Here is a 14,839-nt window from a genome sequence, read left to right as displayed (position 1 = left end):
GAATTAAAGGGCAATGCGTGCGATCGCGAAAATGCCAGCCGCTGCTGCGCCGTAGGACAGGCAGGTGACCAGAATGATCAGGACCTTTTCAAGCGTGCCGTGAACATAGTCTTCCAACATCACCTGCGCGCCATCCGCGAAATGCTTGAAACCAACCGCCAGCGTCAGCGCTGCAAGAATCGCAGGGAAGGGCCGTGAATAGTAGTCCAGAACCACATCAAACGGCTGACCCAGAATGGGGCCAAACGTGAAGACAAACAAAGGCACTAGGATCAGCAGCGCCACCGAGCTGACTTTCATGGCCCAGAAATGGGCGGTGCCGGATTTCGCCGAGCCAAGGCCAGCGGCGCGTTTGCGGTCGGTCAGATAACGCATCTCAGTCCTCCAATCACGCGACGATGACAAGGGTCAGAAGGGTCAGGACAACCGATCCGATGACAACGGCCCAACCCAGTTTGGTCGCTGTTGGAAGGTCCAAGCCAAGCGCGTTGTCCCAGATCAGGTGCCGCACACCGGCCAGCGTGTGATACCAAAGGCCCCAAACAGAAAGCGCCATCACCAAATCCCCGATCATCGAGGTGATCACCCCGTTCGCTATGGCAAACGCTTCGGGCGATGTGGCAGCGGCCAAGAACCACCAAACGATCAGCAGGCCCGCCACGAGCAAGGCGTTTCCTGTGATACGTGTCAGGATGGATGTGACCGACGTCAGCTGTGGACGATAGATCGACAGATGCGGCGAAAGTGGGCGATTGCCCCGATTTACATCGGCCATGGCGGCTCCTTTTCGGTTGGCTACCGAACGTTTTACTGTTTTTTGCGACACTGTCACGTGCTGCGGTTGCAAAAAACAGCAAATTCAGCTCAAACTAGCGGATAATCTCAATATGTGATCACACAAAATAATGTCGTGATCACATATGACATTCCCCTTCATCAATGTTAGCGATTTCAAAGGCAAAAGGATGTGATCACGAATCTTGTGATACGTCACTTAAGCCCTGCGGTTTGCTGCGTCACTTCGCGCAACAGTTTTCTGCGAATTCGTTCCGGGTAGTCGGCAAACCCGGCTGCCGAAACCACAAAAGCACCTTCACCCACTATGACATTCTCAAAGAAATATGCCGTCAAATCCGGCTCACTCTCTTCAATGGCCAGGGCGTTGACGACAACACCTCGGTCCCGCAAGGCGGCGTGAACTTGCGTCGGCTCGACGCCCTCATTGGATACCCCGTCGCCCGACAAATCGATAAGATGCCGGGTGCAGTGGGACACCGGCTCGAAGGAGTCGAGTGTTGTTTGAAGCGCTTCCCCAATCGCGGTTGAAAAGTTCCGCCAGATGCGCGGATCCTCAGAAACCTGATCCGCAAACTTATCCAAAGCAGCGAAACTGTCGATACGGGTCCAGGGGATCGTGATCCGCTGACGCGACGACCCGGTCCATTGCACCAGCATCAACTGCGCCTGACCGCGGACCAATGCCTCGGAGACGATCGGATCGCGCAGACCAGCGGCCAGGCCGTCCATCTGAATGCGGTACTCGGTGCCGTCGACCGAACCAGACACATCTACGGCCAAGGCCAAAGCCAGATCACAGGCTTGGGCTGCGGGTGCCAGAAACAGACTGGCCACTATCGCTCGCAGAGTATTCATGGTGCAAACCTAGCACGGCTTGCACGCATTGCATTCACATAACTGTCAGTTCGACTATTGCGGCATCAGCGCCCAATAATCGAGGTCCAGAAGTACGTCCGACACGTACCGACCCTCGTCATTTTTTAACGCGAATGGTGCGCCCCCTTTGGTGGCGACCAGACGCAACCGGATCGCCCCCACGCCGGGCACGCCAGTCTCTGCCTTGTCCAGAACCTCGGACCACGCTTTGATGGTATCGCCTGCAAAACAAGGGTTCGCATGCGCGCCACCGTTCAGGCCAACGATCATCTGCGCATTTGCCAAGCCATTGAACGACAGGGTGCGCGCCATCGAAATGACGTGACCCCCATAGATCAGGCGGCCCTCAGGTCGGAACGTCAGGTCGAAATGCACTTTGGCGGTATTCTGCCACAGGCGCGTGGCCAACATATGCTCGGCCTCTTCAACGGTGACACCGTCCACGTGGTCGATGGTCTCACCGATGTCATAATCGCCCCAGCGATGCGGCTCACCAGCCAACGCAAAATCGAAATTCGAGAAATCAAGGCCCTCGGGCACGATTAGGTCTTGAGGGTCAAGAGCCTTCTTCAACTCGGGAACAACTGTCTCAGGCGCAGGCGCATCGACATTTGCTTTGCGCACCATAACCCAGCGAACGTATTCGATGACCACCTCGTCCAACTGGTTCAGCCCGCGGGTGCGCACCCACACAACTCCGGTTTTCCCGTTCGAGTTCTGCTTGACCCCGATCACCTCGGACACCGAACGCAATGTGTCACCTGCATAGACGGGCTTTAGCCAACGGCCTTCTGCATAACCAAGATTGGCAACAGCGTTCAGCGATACATCGGGCACTGTTTTGCCAAACACCAAATGGAAAGCGACCAGATCATCAATGGGGCTTTCCGGCAAACCACAATCTCGGGCAAATTCATCCGATGAATACAACGCATGACGCGCGGGATAGAGCGCGTGATACAAACCACGCTCTCCTTCGGTCACTGTGCGCGGTACGGCATGTTTCAGCACCTGCCCGACGGCATAGTCCTCGAAAAAACGGCCCGGATTTGTTTTTGCCATCACTGCTGTCCCAGTTTCATTTCAGGGGAATAGTCGGCCTCGACCTCTTTGGTCACAGCCTGCGCACAAAGCATCACGTTGTTTGCTGTGTCGAAGGCATAGGACGGGTCGCCATACAGTTCCCACCCTTTTGCCAGCGCGTCCGACACTTTGTGACAGAAGGCAGATGTGTCTTCTTCGGTCAACAAACGGTAGAGTTTTGCCATTGCCCTGAGGTCCTTATGAGCCGAACGGAGACGGGCCGACAAGCCCATGGATATACCCGATGATCCCCAGCAGGACGATCGACGCCACAAAGAACATCGCATCCTTGCCGTAAGTTCCAGGCTCAGCCGGGCTCCAATCGGGTTCGGACTTGTTGATCACGATCACCTCGACCACGGCCCAGGCCAGAAGCCCGCCAAACAGGATGATCGAAGCCAGATCGCCGTTCACCAGCAAATGCGCAAAGGCCCACAGTTTGAAGCCGCCAAGCATCGGATGGCGCAGCTTGTTCAGCAAACGGCCTTTTGTGCCAGCAGGGCTCATCATGTAGATCGCGATGAGAACCAACAGGTTGTTTACGTGGATCAGAAAGGTCGGCGGTGCCCAGACATAGATGAAATCGGTCATACGATAGCCGAAGATCATCAACAGAACCGACGCAACCAGCGCTAAGGCAACTGCGCCCTTGCCGCTTTCGCCCATTGCGGCCCGGCGTTCAGGCGCAACGCGTTTGAACAGGTGCGCCGCCCACCACAGCGCCACACCGAGAATTAGAAGAACAAAGCCCATGCTGGCTTACCCCGCTTGCAAAGCTGAAATCGCCTCTGCTTTTGCCAGAATTTCGCGGGCCGTTGCAACGTGCAGGTTTTCAACAATTTTGCCATCGACAACAGCAACACCCTGCCCCTGCGCTTCGACTTCTTCAAAAGCTGTGATTTGGCGGCGGGCCAAATCGATCTCGTCGTCGGACGGTGCGTAGGCGGCGTTCGTGATCTCTACCTGAGCTGGATGAATCAATGTCTTACCGTCGAAACCCATATCGCGACCTTGTGAACATTCAGCGGCCAGACCTTCGCCATCCTTGAACGCGTTGTATACGCCATCCACGATGATCAGACCTTCGGCCTTGGCAGCCAGCAAGCACAGACCCAGTGACGTCATAAGCGGCAGGCGGTCGGGGCGGAAACGGGTTTGCAGCTCTTTCGCCAGATCATTGGTGCCCATGACAAAGCCAGCCATCAGAGGATGAGCAGCAATCTCTGCCGCGTTGAGCATCCCGCGCGGCGTCTCCATCATGGCCCAAATCGGCAAATCTCCGGTGATCGCTGCAAGTGCATCCACGTCGGCCGCCGAGTTTACCTTGGGCAACAGAACAACGTCGGCGTCCATGTCACGCACCGCCTCAGCGTCGGCGCGACCCCATTTGGTGTCCAACCCGTTGATGCGAACGATCTTGACCCGCGACCCATAGCCACCAGCGGCCAATGCCGTCTTTAGCGTTTCACGCGCGTTGTCTTTCTCGTCTGCTGCAACAGCATCCTCCAGATCAAAGATGATCGCATCCACAGCAAGGGTCCGGGCCTTGTCCAGAGCCCGGTCTCTGGAACCAGGGATGTAAAGAACCGAACGATAGGGGCGCTGACGAGGATCCATGGACCACTCCCATTGAAATAAAGTTGCGCGGAATGGGGCATTTTTTGCCGGAAAGTTCAAGAAGAAATTTGCCGCAGCGCAGCAAACGCGACGCAACGTGCTTTGCCTTAACCGAATTTCGCCACCTCGGCTCCACCCTGAACAGCTGATGGAATCGAAGGGGTACGGGATGGATACGACACTGTTCAAGATGACGATGGGTCTGGGGATCATGGTTCTGGCGGCACAACAGGTACAGGCTGCGGGCCAGAACTGTGCACCGCGAGAGGACGTGTTGACACGGCTTCATGAAACTTATGGCGAAACGCGCCGGGGCTTTGGGCTGGCCCGGCAAGGCGCGGTTATGGAACTTTTCGCTTCGGGCAAAAGCGGCAGTTGGACGATCACTGTGACTTTGCCGAACGGGATCACGTGCCAGGTGGCCTCTGGTCAGGCTTATGAGGAAGTCGCGGACGCCTTGCCACCGAATACCTGATTACATGAGCGCGTCCCAGATCAGTTTGCTGCCCGTTAAGGTTAGCAACACGTAGGCAATCCCAAAGAACAGGCGTTCGGACATCATGAAATGCGCCCGAACGCCAAGCCAGGCTCCAAGAATGGCAAAGGGTGTCAGCAACAGGTCCGCCAACGCCGTGTGCCACGTGAACAGGCCTAAAAATGCGTAAGGCACAAACTTTGCGATGTTGATGACCCAAAAGACCAGCACAGTGCTGGCCTGAAACTCGGTCTTCGACAGTTTTTGTGACAACAGGTATACCGCCGCGGGCGGGCCTCCTGCATGACTGACAAAACTGGTAAAGCCTGCGACCAGCCCGGCAAAAAGCCCCGCAGACGGTGGCAGGCGATTGGCAAATCCGCGCACCCAGCCATTGGTCTGAGCAATGTGCCAGATAACAAACCCGACCGAAATGCCGCCGATCAGTAGTCTCAACAGATCGTCGTCCGTTGCCCTATACAGCCAAGCGCCCAGCGCGACGCCTGGCACTGCGCCCAAAATCAGCAGGCGGGAATCCGGCCAACTCCACCGCTTCCAATAAGGCCCCAGCGTGGCCACGTCGATGACCATCAGGATTGGCAGCATCAGCGCCAGGGCCTGTCCGGGTTCCAGGATCAGTGCCAGAATCGACGAAGACGCAAAAGCCACGCCTGAGCCGAAACCGCCCTTTGAGATACCTGCAAATATCACCGCAGGGATCGCCACAGCAAAAAACATCAGGTTCAATTCGAACATGCGCCGGTCCCGGTTTTGGCTTGTCTCAAAGGCCCTTTAGCGCAATCACACGGGTCCCTGCAAACGGTATGCGGTTGTATGCCACGTCGCAGAACTCTTGCCTATTGCGGTTTTAACGACTAGCACGACCGCGATTTCAAAACCGACCGGAGATATTCCAAATGGCCAGACCCAAGATTGCGCTGATCGGCGCGGGGAACATCGGCGGCACGCTCGCGCATCTTGCAGCTGTCAAAGAACTGGGTGACGTAGTCCTGTTTGACATCGCTGACGGACTGCCGCAGGGCAAGGCGCTCGACATTGCCGAGTCCGGCCCATCCGAAGGCTTTGACGCCTCAATGAAGGGCACCAGCGATTATACCGATATCGCCGGTGCGGACGTATGCATCGTGACCGCAGGCGTGGCTCGCAAGCCAGGCATGAGCCGCGATGACCTGCTGGGCATCAACCTGAAAGTCATGAAGTCGGTCGGTGAAGGCATTGCCGCGCACGCACCTGACGCGTTCGTGATCTGCATCACCAACCCGCTGGACGCAATGGTGTGGGCTCTGCGCGAATTCTCGGGTCTGCCGCACAACAAGGTTTGCGGCATGGCTGGTGTTCTGGACTCGGCGCGCTTCGCACACTTCCTGTCGGAAGAATTCAACGTCTCGATGCGGGACGTCACCGCATTTGTGCTGGGTGGCCACGGCGACACCATGGTGCCGTCAGTCCGTTACTCGACTGTTGCTGGCATCCCGCTGCCTGATCTGGTCGAAATGGGTTGGACCACACAAGAGAAACTGGACGCCATCGTTCAGCGCACCCGCGATGGTGGCGCCGAGATCGTTGGCCTGCTGAAAACCGGCTCGGCTTATTACGCGCCCGCCACCTCGGCAATCGAGATGGCTGAAGCCTATCTGAAAGACCAGAAACGCGTTCTGCCTTGCGCTGCCTACTGTAGTGGTGAGCTGGGTGTTGATGGCCTGTACGTTGGCGTTCCGACTGTCATCGGTGCAGGTGGTGTTGAACGTATCGTCGACATCAAACTGAACGAAGACGAGCAGGCCGGTTTTGACAACTCGGTCAACGCCGTGAAGGGCCTGATCGACGCATGCAAAGGTATCGACAGCTCGCTGGCGTAAACCTGCGTTCAGAATGGAACTTAAAACCGGCCCGTTTTCGGGCCGGTTTTCTTTTGACCCGCATTGACCAGGGTCGCTCATGTTGGCGCAAACGTCGCAAATCCCTTTTTTGAATGTGATTTTCGGTCCTCGTTCAGATTTTTCGAATCAATTCATCCTTTAGTTATTTTTGTGATCACACCCTAAAAACCCGTGATCACAAATAGCGAAAATCTTCACTAAAAACCCCTTGGGCATCAAAAAACCCTTTAAATTTGACCGCTAGACACCCCTATAACGGTTTAAACGCAGTCAGACGGGACAATTTCGATGAACATTCACGAATATCAGGCCAAAGCTCTTCTTCGCAGCTATGGCGCTCCGGTCTCCGATGGTCGCGCCGTGCTGCGCGCCGAGGAAGCCAAAACCGCAGCCGGTGAACTGGACGGCCCGCTTTGGGTGGTCAAAGCGCAAATCCACGCAGGCGGGCGCGGCAAGGGTTCCTTCAAAGAAGCAGACGCCGGTGAAAAAGGCGGTGTCCGTCTGACCAAATCGGTCGAAGAAGCCGCTGAAGAAGCCAAGAAGATGCTGGGCCGTACGCTGGTCACGCATCAGACGGGTCCCGCAGGCAAGCAGGTCAACCGCATCTACATCGAAGCCGGTTCGGGCATCGAACGTGAACTGTACCTGGCCCTTCTGGTGGACCGCCAGACCAGCCGCATTTCGTTTGTCTGCTCGACCGAAGGCGGCATGGACATCGAAGAAGTGGCTGCCGCGACGCCCGAGAAAATCCTGTCTTTCTCTGTCGATCCGGCCACCGGGTATCAGGCGTATCACGGCCGTCGCATCGCCTTCTCGTTGGGCCTGGAAGGCGCACAGGTCAAACAATGCGTCAAGTTGATGAACCAGCTGTACAACGCCTTCGTCGAGAAAGACATGGAGATGCTGGAGATCAACCCGCTGATCGTTTCGGACAGCGGCGACCTCAAGGTGTTGGACGCCAAGGTCGGGTTTGACGGCAACGCGGTCTACCGCCACCCGGATATCGCCGAACTGCGCGACACGACCGAGGAAGACCCCAAGGAACTGGAAGCCTCGAAATACGATCTGAACTATATCGCGCTGGATGGTGAGATCGGCTGCATGGTGAACGGCGCAGGTCTGGCGATGGCCACCATGGACATCATCAAACTGTACGGGGCCGAGCCTGCCAACTTCCTCGACGTGGGCGGTGGTGCGACCAAAGAGAAAGTGACCGAGGCATTCAAGATCATCACGTCGGACCCGCAGGTCAAAGGCATTCTGGTCAACATCTTCGGCGGCATCATGCGCTGTGACGTCATCGCCGAGGGCGTGGTCGCCGCGGTGAAAGAGGTCGGCCTGCAGGTTCCGCTGGTCGTGCGTCTGGAAGGCACGAATGTCGAAAAAGGCAAAGAGATCATCAACACATCTGGCCTGGACGTGATTGCGGCGGACAACCTGAAAGACGGTGCCGAGAAGATCGTGAAGGCGGTTAAAGGGTGAACACAGGCCGACGTATAAGTCTGCTGTCGGGATTGTTGGCCGCGGGCGCTTTGCTCTCTGCTTGTGATGAAAGCCCTTCAAGGCTTTCATCCGGAGGAAACGTAGCGCAACAAGCGGCCAATGCGTTCTCAAGCACTTGTCTGGCAAGCTTGCCCGATTTCAGTGATTTTCAAAGTAACGCACGGGCTGCTTCGTTGAATGCCACAAGGGATCTAGGTCAAATTCATTCAGCATATGTCGTGCCGAATAGCGAGATATTTGTCGGCCTTCAGAGCCTCCCAGGTGCGCCTGACGTCGAGGTCTGCGGTGTTAGAGCGATCAGTTCTGAGCCTCCGTCAGTCATTGGGAATGCTATTTTGAAAGCAGCCCTCTCGACTGTGGGCTCAGGAACTGAAAAAGAGTTTCCATCCGAAAGGTTCGAATACGCTATCCAGCTTCCGAACGGTAGCCTTCTCACACACGACGCAAAAGACATGGGGAGCACAACAAGCAACGTGTTTCTGATTTCTCAACCAGTACCGCAGGGAAGAGTCCCGTCGCTAATTTACGGCGAATAGGCGCGCCCTCAGGAACCCAATAAAGGAGAACGCCAAATGGCAGTCCTCATCGACGAAAGAACCAAAGTGATCTGCCGGGGCTTTACCGGCTCTCAAAACAGATTGCGTTGGATGCGGACTGCCTGATCTGTCTGGACCTCTAAACCAATGACCATCCCCATCTTCCTCATAGGTCTAGAACGCGCCACCGGGCGGGCGCGTTTGATGGAGCAGGAGCTGCAACAAGCAGGCCTGTCGGCAACACGCGTTAATGCTGTTGATTGCGACGCCGCCACCCGTGAGGATTTCCTGCGCGAGTGCAAGACCGAGGGGCCGTGGGGCTATTTCCACACCAAGGACATGGCCTGCACCCTCAGCCATGCCAAAGCGTGGGAGGCATTGATCGACTCGGGCGCGGAACAGGCGTTGATCCTTGAGGATGACGTGTTCCTGAGCCCGGAACTGGCCGATTGGCTGAATGACCCCTCCTGGTGGCCCGCAGATGCCGATATCGTCCGGTTTGAACGTTGGCGCAGCACCAAGCTCTATGTCGCGCTCGGGCGCAAGCGGTTGTTCCATCTGGGGCGCGAGCTGCGCCTGATGCGGTCTCGTCATCCCGGAGGCGCGGCCTACGCGCTGACACGTCAAGCGGCACAGCATTTTCTGGCGCAGAAACCCTATGACATCACGTTGGACGGGCTGTTGTTCAACCCGTCAGCCTCACCAGCGGCCCGTCAGATCAACATCTATCAGGTGATCCCGGCCATGGTCGAACAGGGCAACGAAGCGCCCGGTGAATACAACATGGGCGCGCCGCGCAGCCGACCCAAAGGCTGGCCATTGGTTCGTCAAAAGATCCGACGCGGCATTGCTGAAATCAGCAGCGGTCTTCGCACAACGGCCAATCTGGCCTTGGGTCGTGCCACGCTCGAAAAAATTACCTATGCGCCGCAGGTTCTGCCGGCGACTGAACCCAATCAATCCAACACCGCCTAGAGAAAGGGACAAAATGGCAGTCCTCATCGACGAAAACACCAAAGTGATCTGTCAGGGCTTTACCGGCTCGCAAGGCACATTCCACAGCGAACAGGCCATTGCCTATGGCACCAAGATGGTCGGCGGCGTGACCCCCGGCAAAGGCGGGATGGAGCATCTGGGCCTGCCCGTGTTCAACTCGGTCCACGAGGCCAAGCATGTGACCGAAGCCAACGCCTCGGTAATCTACGTACCGCCGCCGTTTGCAGCTGATTCGATCCTGGAAGCGATTGATGCCGAGATGGAAGTGATCGTCTGCATTACCGAAGGTATCCCGGTTCTGGACATGATGAAGGTGAAGCGCGCGCTGGAAGGCAGCAAGTCGCGCCTGATCGGCCCGAACTGCCCCGGTGTCATCACGCCCGATGCCTGCAAGATCGGCATCATGCCCGGCCACATCCACAAGCGCGGCTCTGTCGGCGTTGTGTCGCGTTCGGGCACCCTGACCTATGAGGCCGTCAAGCAGACCACCGATGTCGGTCTGGGCCAGTCCACCTGCGTGGGCATCGGCGGCGACCCGATCAAAGGCACCGAGCATATCGACGTGCTGGAATGGTTCCTGGCCGATGACGAAACCACATCGATCATCATGATCGGTGAGATCGGTGGCTCGGCCGAGGAAGAAGCCGCGCAGTTCCTGGCGGATGAGGCCAAGAAGGGCCGCAAAAAGCCGACCGCCGGTTTCATCGCTGGCCGTACAGCCCCTCCGGGCCGCCGCATGGGCCACGCAGGTGCGATCGTCGCCGGTGGCAAGGGCGGTGCCGAGGACAAGATCGAAGCGATGCGCTCGGCCGGTATTGTCGTAGCTGAAAGCCCGGCGCAGCTGGGTGAAGCTGTGCTGGAAGCGATAGGGTAAGAGCCCATGTCAAGCGGCGGACAGGAGTACAAAGCTAAACACCTGCCGCCGCAGGGCGTTTTTGAATTAGTGCAGATGAGCCAACTTATGGTTCAAGGTGAAGAAGAAAATATTGAACCAATTCTGCGCGAAAATGCTTTTGAAAGTATGTCTCCTGCCTTTCAGATTCCGGGAAGACTAATGCTGCATGCATATGCGCAGTTCGCGTCTAGCTCGCAGGATTTGTCAGATCAGGAGGTGCGCGATCAGACAATTCAGTTTCTAGATGGTGAAGGTTATCTGGATATGACCCCGGATGCAGATACGGTGAATTGGCTCAGGCCGGACGGCTTGCTTCTCGACTACCGATACTTTGGAAGTGACCAAAAACAAATTTACAAGAACGTGGAAGCGTCCGTAGAAGTCACAATCGGTTGGATTGGGACATGTGATTTGGACGGCGTGTATTCAACCGCCGCGAACTACGGAATAAAAGCGAACATTCCTTGGTCACCACCAAAAGATCCGTATTGCCAGATGACACCAAGAGTGGAGTTTTCGCAGAAAAAAGAGCCGGAACTTCCTGTCATGAACGGTCAAGTATCGAACTTTCTGCCGGATGAGCGAACTAAGAGGATTGCCGGTTTGAACCTGACCTTCGCATATCTTCATGTTACCGCAAGGCGACCGAAGCCGGGGGCAATCGCATGACCTTCTCCGACGCCGTCCGCACCTGTTTTTCCAAGTTCTTCACCTTCTCGGGCCGTGCCTCGCGGTCTGAGTATTGGTTCTTTTTCCTGTTCGTTGTGATCTGGGGCTTCATCGCCGGGATCATCGACTGGCAGTTCTTCACGCAGGTCTCGGTCACCGAAAGCGAAGAGGTGAAATCCGTCACCGCCACGTCCAGCCAACCGGTCCAAAGCATTGTCGGCCTGATTGTCTTTTTCCCCCACCTGGCCGTCGCATGGCGGCGGATGCATGACACCGGGCGCAGCGGGCTTTACGCCTTGCTGCCGATCCTTCTGATCCTTGGCGCCTTTGCGGTTCTGATCTTTGGCATTGGTATTGCCAGCCAGTTCCATGGCGGAACGCTCGACATATTGTTTACCCGCGCAACATTGCTGATCGTCATTCCGACACTTATCGTTCTTTTTGTGTCGCCCCTTCTGGTGCTGTGGTGGCTGACCCGCCCCAGCCAACCAGGCACCAACCAATACGGTCCCAACCCATATGAGGTAGCCCAATGACCGAACACTCGCCCAACTCTGCCTTTCATGCCTCAAGCTTCATGCAGGGGCACAATGCCGAATATCTGGAGCAGCTTTACGCCCAATACACCAAGAACCCCGGTGCCGTAGACGCGGCCTGGGTTGAGTTCTTCAAGGCTATGGGTGACGCCGCGCCGGATGTGCAGCGCGAGGCCGAAGGGCCTTCTTGGGCGCGGACCGACTGGCCGCCCATGCCTGCCGATGATCTCACCGGCGCGCTGACCGGGGAATGGGCCGAGATTGACGCCAAAGCGGCGAGTAAGAAGATCAAGGACAAGGCCGAAGCAAAGGGCGTCGAGGTCAGCGACGACGAGATCAAACGCGCCGTGCTGGACAGCCTGCGCGCGCTGATGCTTATCCGGGCCTATCGGATCCGGGGCCATCTGGCCGCCGATCTGGACCCGTTGGGGATGCGCACGGCATCCAATCACCCGGAGCTGGATCCAAAGACCTACGGCTTCACCGACGCCGACATGGATCGCCCGATCTTTATCGACAACGTTTTGGGGCTTCAGGTGGCCTCGATGCGGCAGATCGTCGAGATCGTCAAGCGGACCTATTGTGGCACCTTTGCGCTGCAATACATGCATATCTCGAACCCCGAAGAGGCCGCATGGCTGAAAGAACGGATCGAGGGGTATGGCAAGGAAATCGCGTTCACCAAGGAAGGCCGTAAGGCAATCCTGAATAAGATGGTTGAGGCCGAGGGTTTCGAAAAGTTCTTGCACGTCAAATACATGGGCACCAAACGCTTTGGTCTGGACGGCGGTGAAGCGCTGATCCCTGCGATGGAGCAGATCATCAAGCGCGGTGGTGCGCTTGGCCTCAGCGACATCGTCATCGGGATGCCGCACCGGGGGCGTCTGAACATTCTGGCCAATGTGATGGGCAAACCATACCGCGCCATCTTCAACGAATTCCAGGGCGGCAGCTTCAAGCCCGAGGATGTGGATGGTTCAGGCGACGTGAAATACCACCTCGGCGCATCCAGCGACCGTGAATTCGATGGCAACTCTGTGCACCTGTCGCTGACCGCCAACCCCTCACACCTTGAGGCCGTGAACCCGGTGGTTCTGGGCAAGGTTCGCGCCAAACAGGATCAGCTCGGTGACACGGATCGCACCAAGGTTATGGCTATCCTGTTGCATGGCGACGCGGCGTTTGCCGGTCAGGGTGTCGTGGCCGAAGGGTTTGGTCTGTCTGGTCTGCGCGGTCACAAGACCGGCGGCACCATGCATATCGTGGTAAACAACCAGATCGGCTTTACCACTGCGCCGCACTTCTCGCGCTCGAGCCCCTATCCGACGGATATCGCGTTGATGGTTGAAGCGCCGATCTTCCATGTGAACGGGGATGACCCCGAAGCCGTGGTACATGCCGCCAAGGTGGCAACCGAGTTCCGTCAGAAATTCCACAAAGATGTCGTGCTGGATATCTTCTGCTACCGCCGGTTTGGTCACAACGAGGGCGACGAGCCCATGTTCACCAACCCGATCATGTACAAAAAGATCAAAACGCACAAAACCACGCTGTCTCTGTACACCGAGCGTTTGGTTAAAGACGGCCTGATTCCCGAGGGCGAGATCGAGGACATGAAGGCTGCCTTCCAGGCGCATCTGAACGACGAGTTCGAAGCCGGAAAAGACTATAAACCCAACAAGGCCGACTGGCTGGATGGGCGCTGGTCACATCTGGACAAGAACAAAGACGAATACATGCGCGGTGAGACCGCGATCACGCCCGAGACGCTGGCCGAAGTTGGCGGCGCGCTGACCCGCGCCCCGGCTGGGTTTGCATTGCACAAGACAGTCGGCCGTCTGCTGGACCACAAGAAGCAGATGTTTGAATCCGGCACTGGTTTTGATTGGGCCACCGGTGAGGCGCTGGCCTTCGGATCGCTGTTGACCGAAGGCTACCCGGTGCGTCTGGCCGGGCAGGACGCCACGCGAGGCACGTTCAGCCAGCGCCATTCGGGATTCATCCATCAGGAAACCGAAGAGCGTTACTACCCGTTGAACAACATTCGCGCAGGGCAGTCGCACTACGAAGTGATCGACTCGATGCTGTCTGAATATGCGGTGCTTGGGTTTGAATACGGTTATTCGCTGGCCGAACCCAATGCGCTGGTTCTTTGGGAAGCTCAGTTCGGCGATTTCGCCAACGGCGCGCAGATCATGTTTGACCAGTTCATCAGTTCAGGTGAATCGAAATGGCTGCGGATGTCCGGTCTGGTCACGCTGCTGCCGCACGGGTTCGAAGGGCAAGGTCCCGAACACTCGTCCGCACGTCTGGAACGGTTCCTGCAGATGTGCGGTCAGGACAACTGGATCGTGGCGAACTGTACGACGCCCGCAAACTATTTCCACATCCTGCGCCGTCAGCTGCATCGCACCTTCCGCAAGCCGCTGATCCTTGTGACACCCAAATCGCTGCTGCGCCACAAACTGGCCGTCAGCACCGCCGAGGATTTCACAACCGGTTCCAGCTTCCACCGGGTGCTGTGGGATGACGCGCAAAAAGGGAATTCAGACACTAAGCTGGTGGCGGATGACAAGATCAAGCGGGTCGTCATGTGCTCGGGTAAGGTCTATTTCGACCTGTTGGAAGAGCGTGACGCGCGTGGCATCGACGACATTTACCTGATGCGGATCGAGCAATATTACCCCTTCCCTGCGCACTCGCTGATTAATGAGCTTGAGCGCTTCAAAGGGGCCGAGATGGTCTGGTGTCAGGAAGAGCCCAAGAACCAGGGTGCCTGGTCCTTCATTGAACCCAATATCGAATGGGTTCTGACCCGGATCGGCGCAAAACACACCCGCCCGACCTATGCCGGTCGCGCAACATCGGCCTCGCCCGCGACGGGTCTGGCCAGCCAACACAAAGCCCAACAAGAAGCGCTGGTGAACGAAGCGCTGAGCATCAAAGGAAAGTAA

The 14,839-nt window shown here is 57.0% G+C and carries 16 protein-coding genes; 8 read left to right on the top strand and 8 right to left on the bottom strand.

Going from position 1 to position 14,839, the window contains the following annotated elements; all coding sequences use genetic code 11:
- Positions 1-3 precede the first annotated feature (3 nt).
- The 7 genes from sdhD to ACR0EV_RS14955 form a co-directional block, all read right to left on the bottom strand.
- Complete coding sequence (sdhD, locus tag ACR0EV_RS14985) at positions 4-375, bottom strand: succinate dehydrogenase, hydrophobic membrane anchor protein (protein WP_480800819.1); 372 nt, start codon at positions 373-375, stop codon at positions 4-6.
- Positions 376-388: 13 nt separating this feature from the next.
- Entirely contained in the window at positions 389-775 is a 387-nt protein-coding gene (sdhC, locus tag ACR0EV_RS14980) for a succinate dehydrogenase, cytochrome b556 subunit (RefSeq protein ID WP_171093663.1), read from the bottom strand.
- 215 nt (positions 776-990) lie between these two features.
- Entirely contained in the window at positions 991-1,653 is a 663-nt protein-coding gene (locus ACR0EV_RS14975) for a DUF1194 domain-containing protein (RefSeq protein ID WP_480800818.1), read from the bottom strand.
- A gap of 54 nt (positions 1,654-1,707) precedes the next feature.
- Complete coding sequence (locus ACR0EV_RS14970) at positions 1,708-2,736, bottom strand: MaoC family dehydratase (protein WP_480800817.1); 1,029 nt, start codon at positions 2,734-2,736, stop codon at positions 1,708-1,710.
- Complete coding sequence (locus ACR0EV_RS14965; RefSeq protein WP_480800816.1) at positions 2,736-2,942, bottom strand: DUF1737 domain-containing protein; 207 nt, start codon at positions 2,940-2,942, stop codon at positions 2,736-2,738. Before ACR0EV_RS14965 ends, ACR0EV_RS14970 begins: the two co-directional genes overlap by 1 nt.
- 13 nt (positions 2,943-2,955) lie before the next feature.
- The gene (locus ACR0EV_RS14960) at positions 2,956-3,510 is read right to left on the bottom strand and encodes an NnrU family protein (protein ID WP_480800815.1); all 555 of its coding nucleotides are present in this window, start codon (positions 3,508-3,510) and stop codon (positions 2,956-2,958) included.
- A 6-nt stretch (positions 3,511-3,516) separates the two neighbouring features.
- Complete coding sequence (locus ACR0EV_RS14955) at positions 3,517-4,374, bottom strand: HpcH/HpaI aldolase/citrate lyase family protein (RefSeq protein ID WP_480800814.1); 858 nt, start codon at positions 4,372-4,374, stop codon at positions 3,517-3,519.
- A gap of 169 nt (positions 4,375-4,543) precedes the next feature.
- Between ACR0EV_RS14955 and ACR0EV_RS14950 the strand changes: the two genes are divergently transcribed.
- Positions 4,544-4,849, top strand: a complete 306-nt coding sequence (locus tag ACR0EV_RS14950) for a hypothetical protein (RefSeq protein WP_480800813.1) — start codon at positions 4,544-4,546, stop codon at positions 4,847-4,849.
- Here ACR0EV_RS14950 and ACR0EV_RS14945 read toward each other — a convergent pair whose 3' ends face one another.
- Positions 4,850-5,605, bottom strand: a complete 756-nt coding sequence (locus ACR0EV_RS14945; RefSeq protein WP_480800812.1) for a sulfite exporter TauE/SafE family protein — start codon at positions 5,603-5,605, stop codon at positions 4,850-4,852. It abuts the gene before it with no gap.
- A 161-nt stretch (positions 5,606-5,766) separates the two neighbouring features.
- Between ACR0EV_RS14945 and mdh the strand changes: the two genes are divergently transcribed.
- The 7 genes from mdh to ACR0EV_RS14910 all read left to right on the top strand — a co-directional run bounded on the left by mdh (position 5,767) and on the right by ACR0EV_RS14910 (position 14,839).
- Positions 5,767-6,729, top strand: coding sequence for a malate dehydrogenase (mdh, locus tag ACR0EV_RS14940; protein ID WP_480800811.1), 963 nt, complete (start codon positions 5,767-5,769; stop codon positions 6,727-6,729).
- Between the two features lie 309 nt (positions 6,730-7,038).
- The gene (sucC, locus tag ACR0EV_RS14935) at positions 7,039-8,232 is read left to right on the top strand and encodes an ADP-forming succinate--CoA ligase subunit beta (RefSeq protein ID WP_480800810.1); all 1,194 of its coding nucleotides are present in this window, start codon (positions 7,039-7,041) and stop codon (positions 8,230-8,232) included.
- 704 nt (positions 8,233-8,936) lie between these two features.
- Positions 8,937-9,764 carry a glycosyltransferase family 25 protein gene (locus ACR0EV_RS14930; RefSeq protein ID WP_480800809.1) on the top strand — a complete coding sequence of 276 codons (828 nt, stop codon included), beginning with the start codon at positions 8,937-8,939 and terminating at the stop codon, positions 9,762-9,764.
- Positions 9,765-9,777: 13 nt separating this feature from the next.
- Positions 9,778-10,659, top strand: a complete 882-nt coding sequence (gene sucD / locus ACR0EV_RS14925; RefSeq protein WP_171093685.1) for a succinate--CoA ligase subunit alpha — start codon at positions 9,778-9,780, stop codon at positions 10,657-10,659.
- A gap of 6 nt (positions 10,660-10,665) precedes the next feature.
- Positions 10,666-11,349: a hypothetical protein gene (locus ACR0EV_RS14920; protein WP_480800808.1), complete on the top strand. Its 684-nt coding sequence runs from the start codon at positions 10,666-10,668 to the stop codon at positions 11,347-11,349.
- Positions 11,346-11,885 (top strand): DUF805 domain-containing protein, encoded by a 540-nt coding sequence (locus tag ACR0EV_RS14915; RefSeq protein WP_480800807.1) that lies wholly within the window; start codon positions 11,346-11,348, stop codon positions 11,883-11,885. Before ACR0EV_RS14920 ends, ACR0EV_RS14915 begins: the two co-directional genes overlap by 4 nt.
- Entirely contained in the window at positions 11,882-14,839 is a 2,958-nt protein-coding gene (locus tag ACR0EV_RS14910) for a 2-oxoglutarate dehydrogenase E1 component (protein ID WP_480800806.1), read from the top strand. The genes ACR0EV_RS14915 and ACR0EV_RS14910 overlap by 4 nt, the downstream gene beginning before the upstream one ends.

The sequence above is a fragment of the Ruegeria sp. CF8 genome (genome assembly GCF_056537285.1).
The sequence above is the reverse complement of the archived record's forward strand: the minus strand, read 5'-3'. Positions and strand labels throughout refer to the sequence as shown.

What these genes read in the sequence shown, in the direction of transcription:
- sucC (WP_480800810.1), top strand. Translation starts at nt 7,039, where the DNA reads ATGAACATTCACGAATATCAGGCCAAAGCTCTTCTTCGCAGCTATGGC.
- ACR0EV_RS14970 (WP_480800817.1), bottom strand. Translation starts at nt 2,736, where the DNA reads ATGGCAAAAACAAATCCGGGCCGTTTTTTCGAGGACTATGCCGTCGGG.
- sdhD (WP_480800819.1), bottom strand. Translation starts at nt 375, where the DNA reads ATGCGTTATCTGACCGACCGCAAACGCGCCGCTGGCCTTGGCTCGGCG.
- ACR0EV_RS14965 (WP_480800816.1), bottom strand. Translation starts at nt 2,942, where the DNA reads ATGGCAAAACTCTACCGTTTGTTGACCGAAGAAGACACATCTGCCTTC.
- ACR0EV_RS14915 (WP_480800807.1), top strand. Translation starts at nt 11,346, where the DNA reads ATGACCTTCTCCGACGCCGTCCGCACCTGTTTTTCCAAGTTCTTCACC.
- ACR0EV_RS14975 (WP_480800818.1), bottom strand. Translation starts at nt 1,653, where the DNA reads ATGAATACTCTGCGAGCGATAGTGGCCAGTCTGTTTCTGGCACCCGCA.
- ACR0EV_RS14920 (WP_480800808.1), top strand. Translation starts at nt 10,666, where the DNA reads ATGTCAAGCGGCGGACAGGAGTACAAAGCTAAACACCTGCCGCCGCAG.
- ACR0EV_RS14955 (WP_480800814.1), bottom strand. Translation starts at nt 4,374, where the DNA reads ATGGATCCTCGTCAGCGCCCCTATCGTTCGGTTCTTTACATCCCTGGT.
- sdhC (WP_171093663.1), bottom strand. Translation starts at nt 775, where the DNA reads ATGGCCGATGTAAATCGGGGCAATCGCCCACTTTCGCCGCATCTGTCG.
- ACR0EV_RS14950 (WP_480800813.1), top strand. Translation starts at nt 4,544, where the DNA reads ATGGATACGACACTGTTCAAGATGACGATGGGTCTGGGGATCATGGTT.
- ACR0EV_RS14930 (WP_480800809.1), top strand. Translation starts at nt 8,937, where the DNA reads ATGACCATCCCCATCTTCCTCATAGGTCTAGAACGCGCCACCGGGCGG.
- ACR0EV_RS14945 (WP_480800812.1), bottom strand. Translation starts at nt 5,605, where the DNA reads ATGTTCGAATTGAACCTGATGTTTTTTGCTGTGGCGATCCCTGCGGTG.
- mdh (WP_480800811.1), top strand. Translation starts at nt 5,767, where the DNA reads ATGGCCAGACCCAAGATTGCGCTGATCGGCGCGGGGAACATCGGCGGC.
- ACR0EV_RS14960 (WP_480800815.1), bottom strand. Translation starts at nt 3,510, where the DNA reads ATGGGCTTTGTTCTTCTAATTCTCGGTGTGGCGCTGTGGTGGGCGGCG.
- ACR0EV_RS14910 (WP_480800806.1), top strand. Translation starts at nt 11,882, where the DNA reads ATGACCGAACACTCGCCCAACTCTGCCTTTCATGCCTCAAGCTTCATG.
- sucD (WP_171093685.1), top strand. Translation starts at nt 9,778, where the DNA reads ATGGCAGTCCTCATCGACGAAAACACCAAAGTGATCTGTCAGGGCTTT.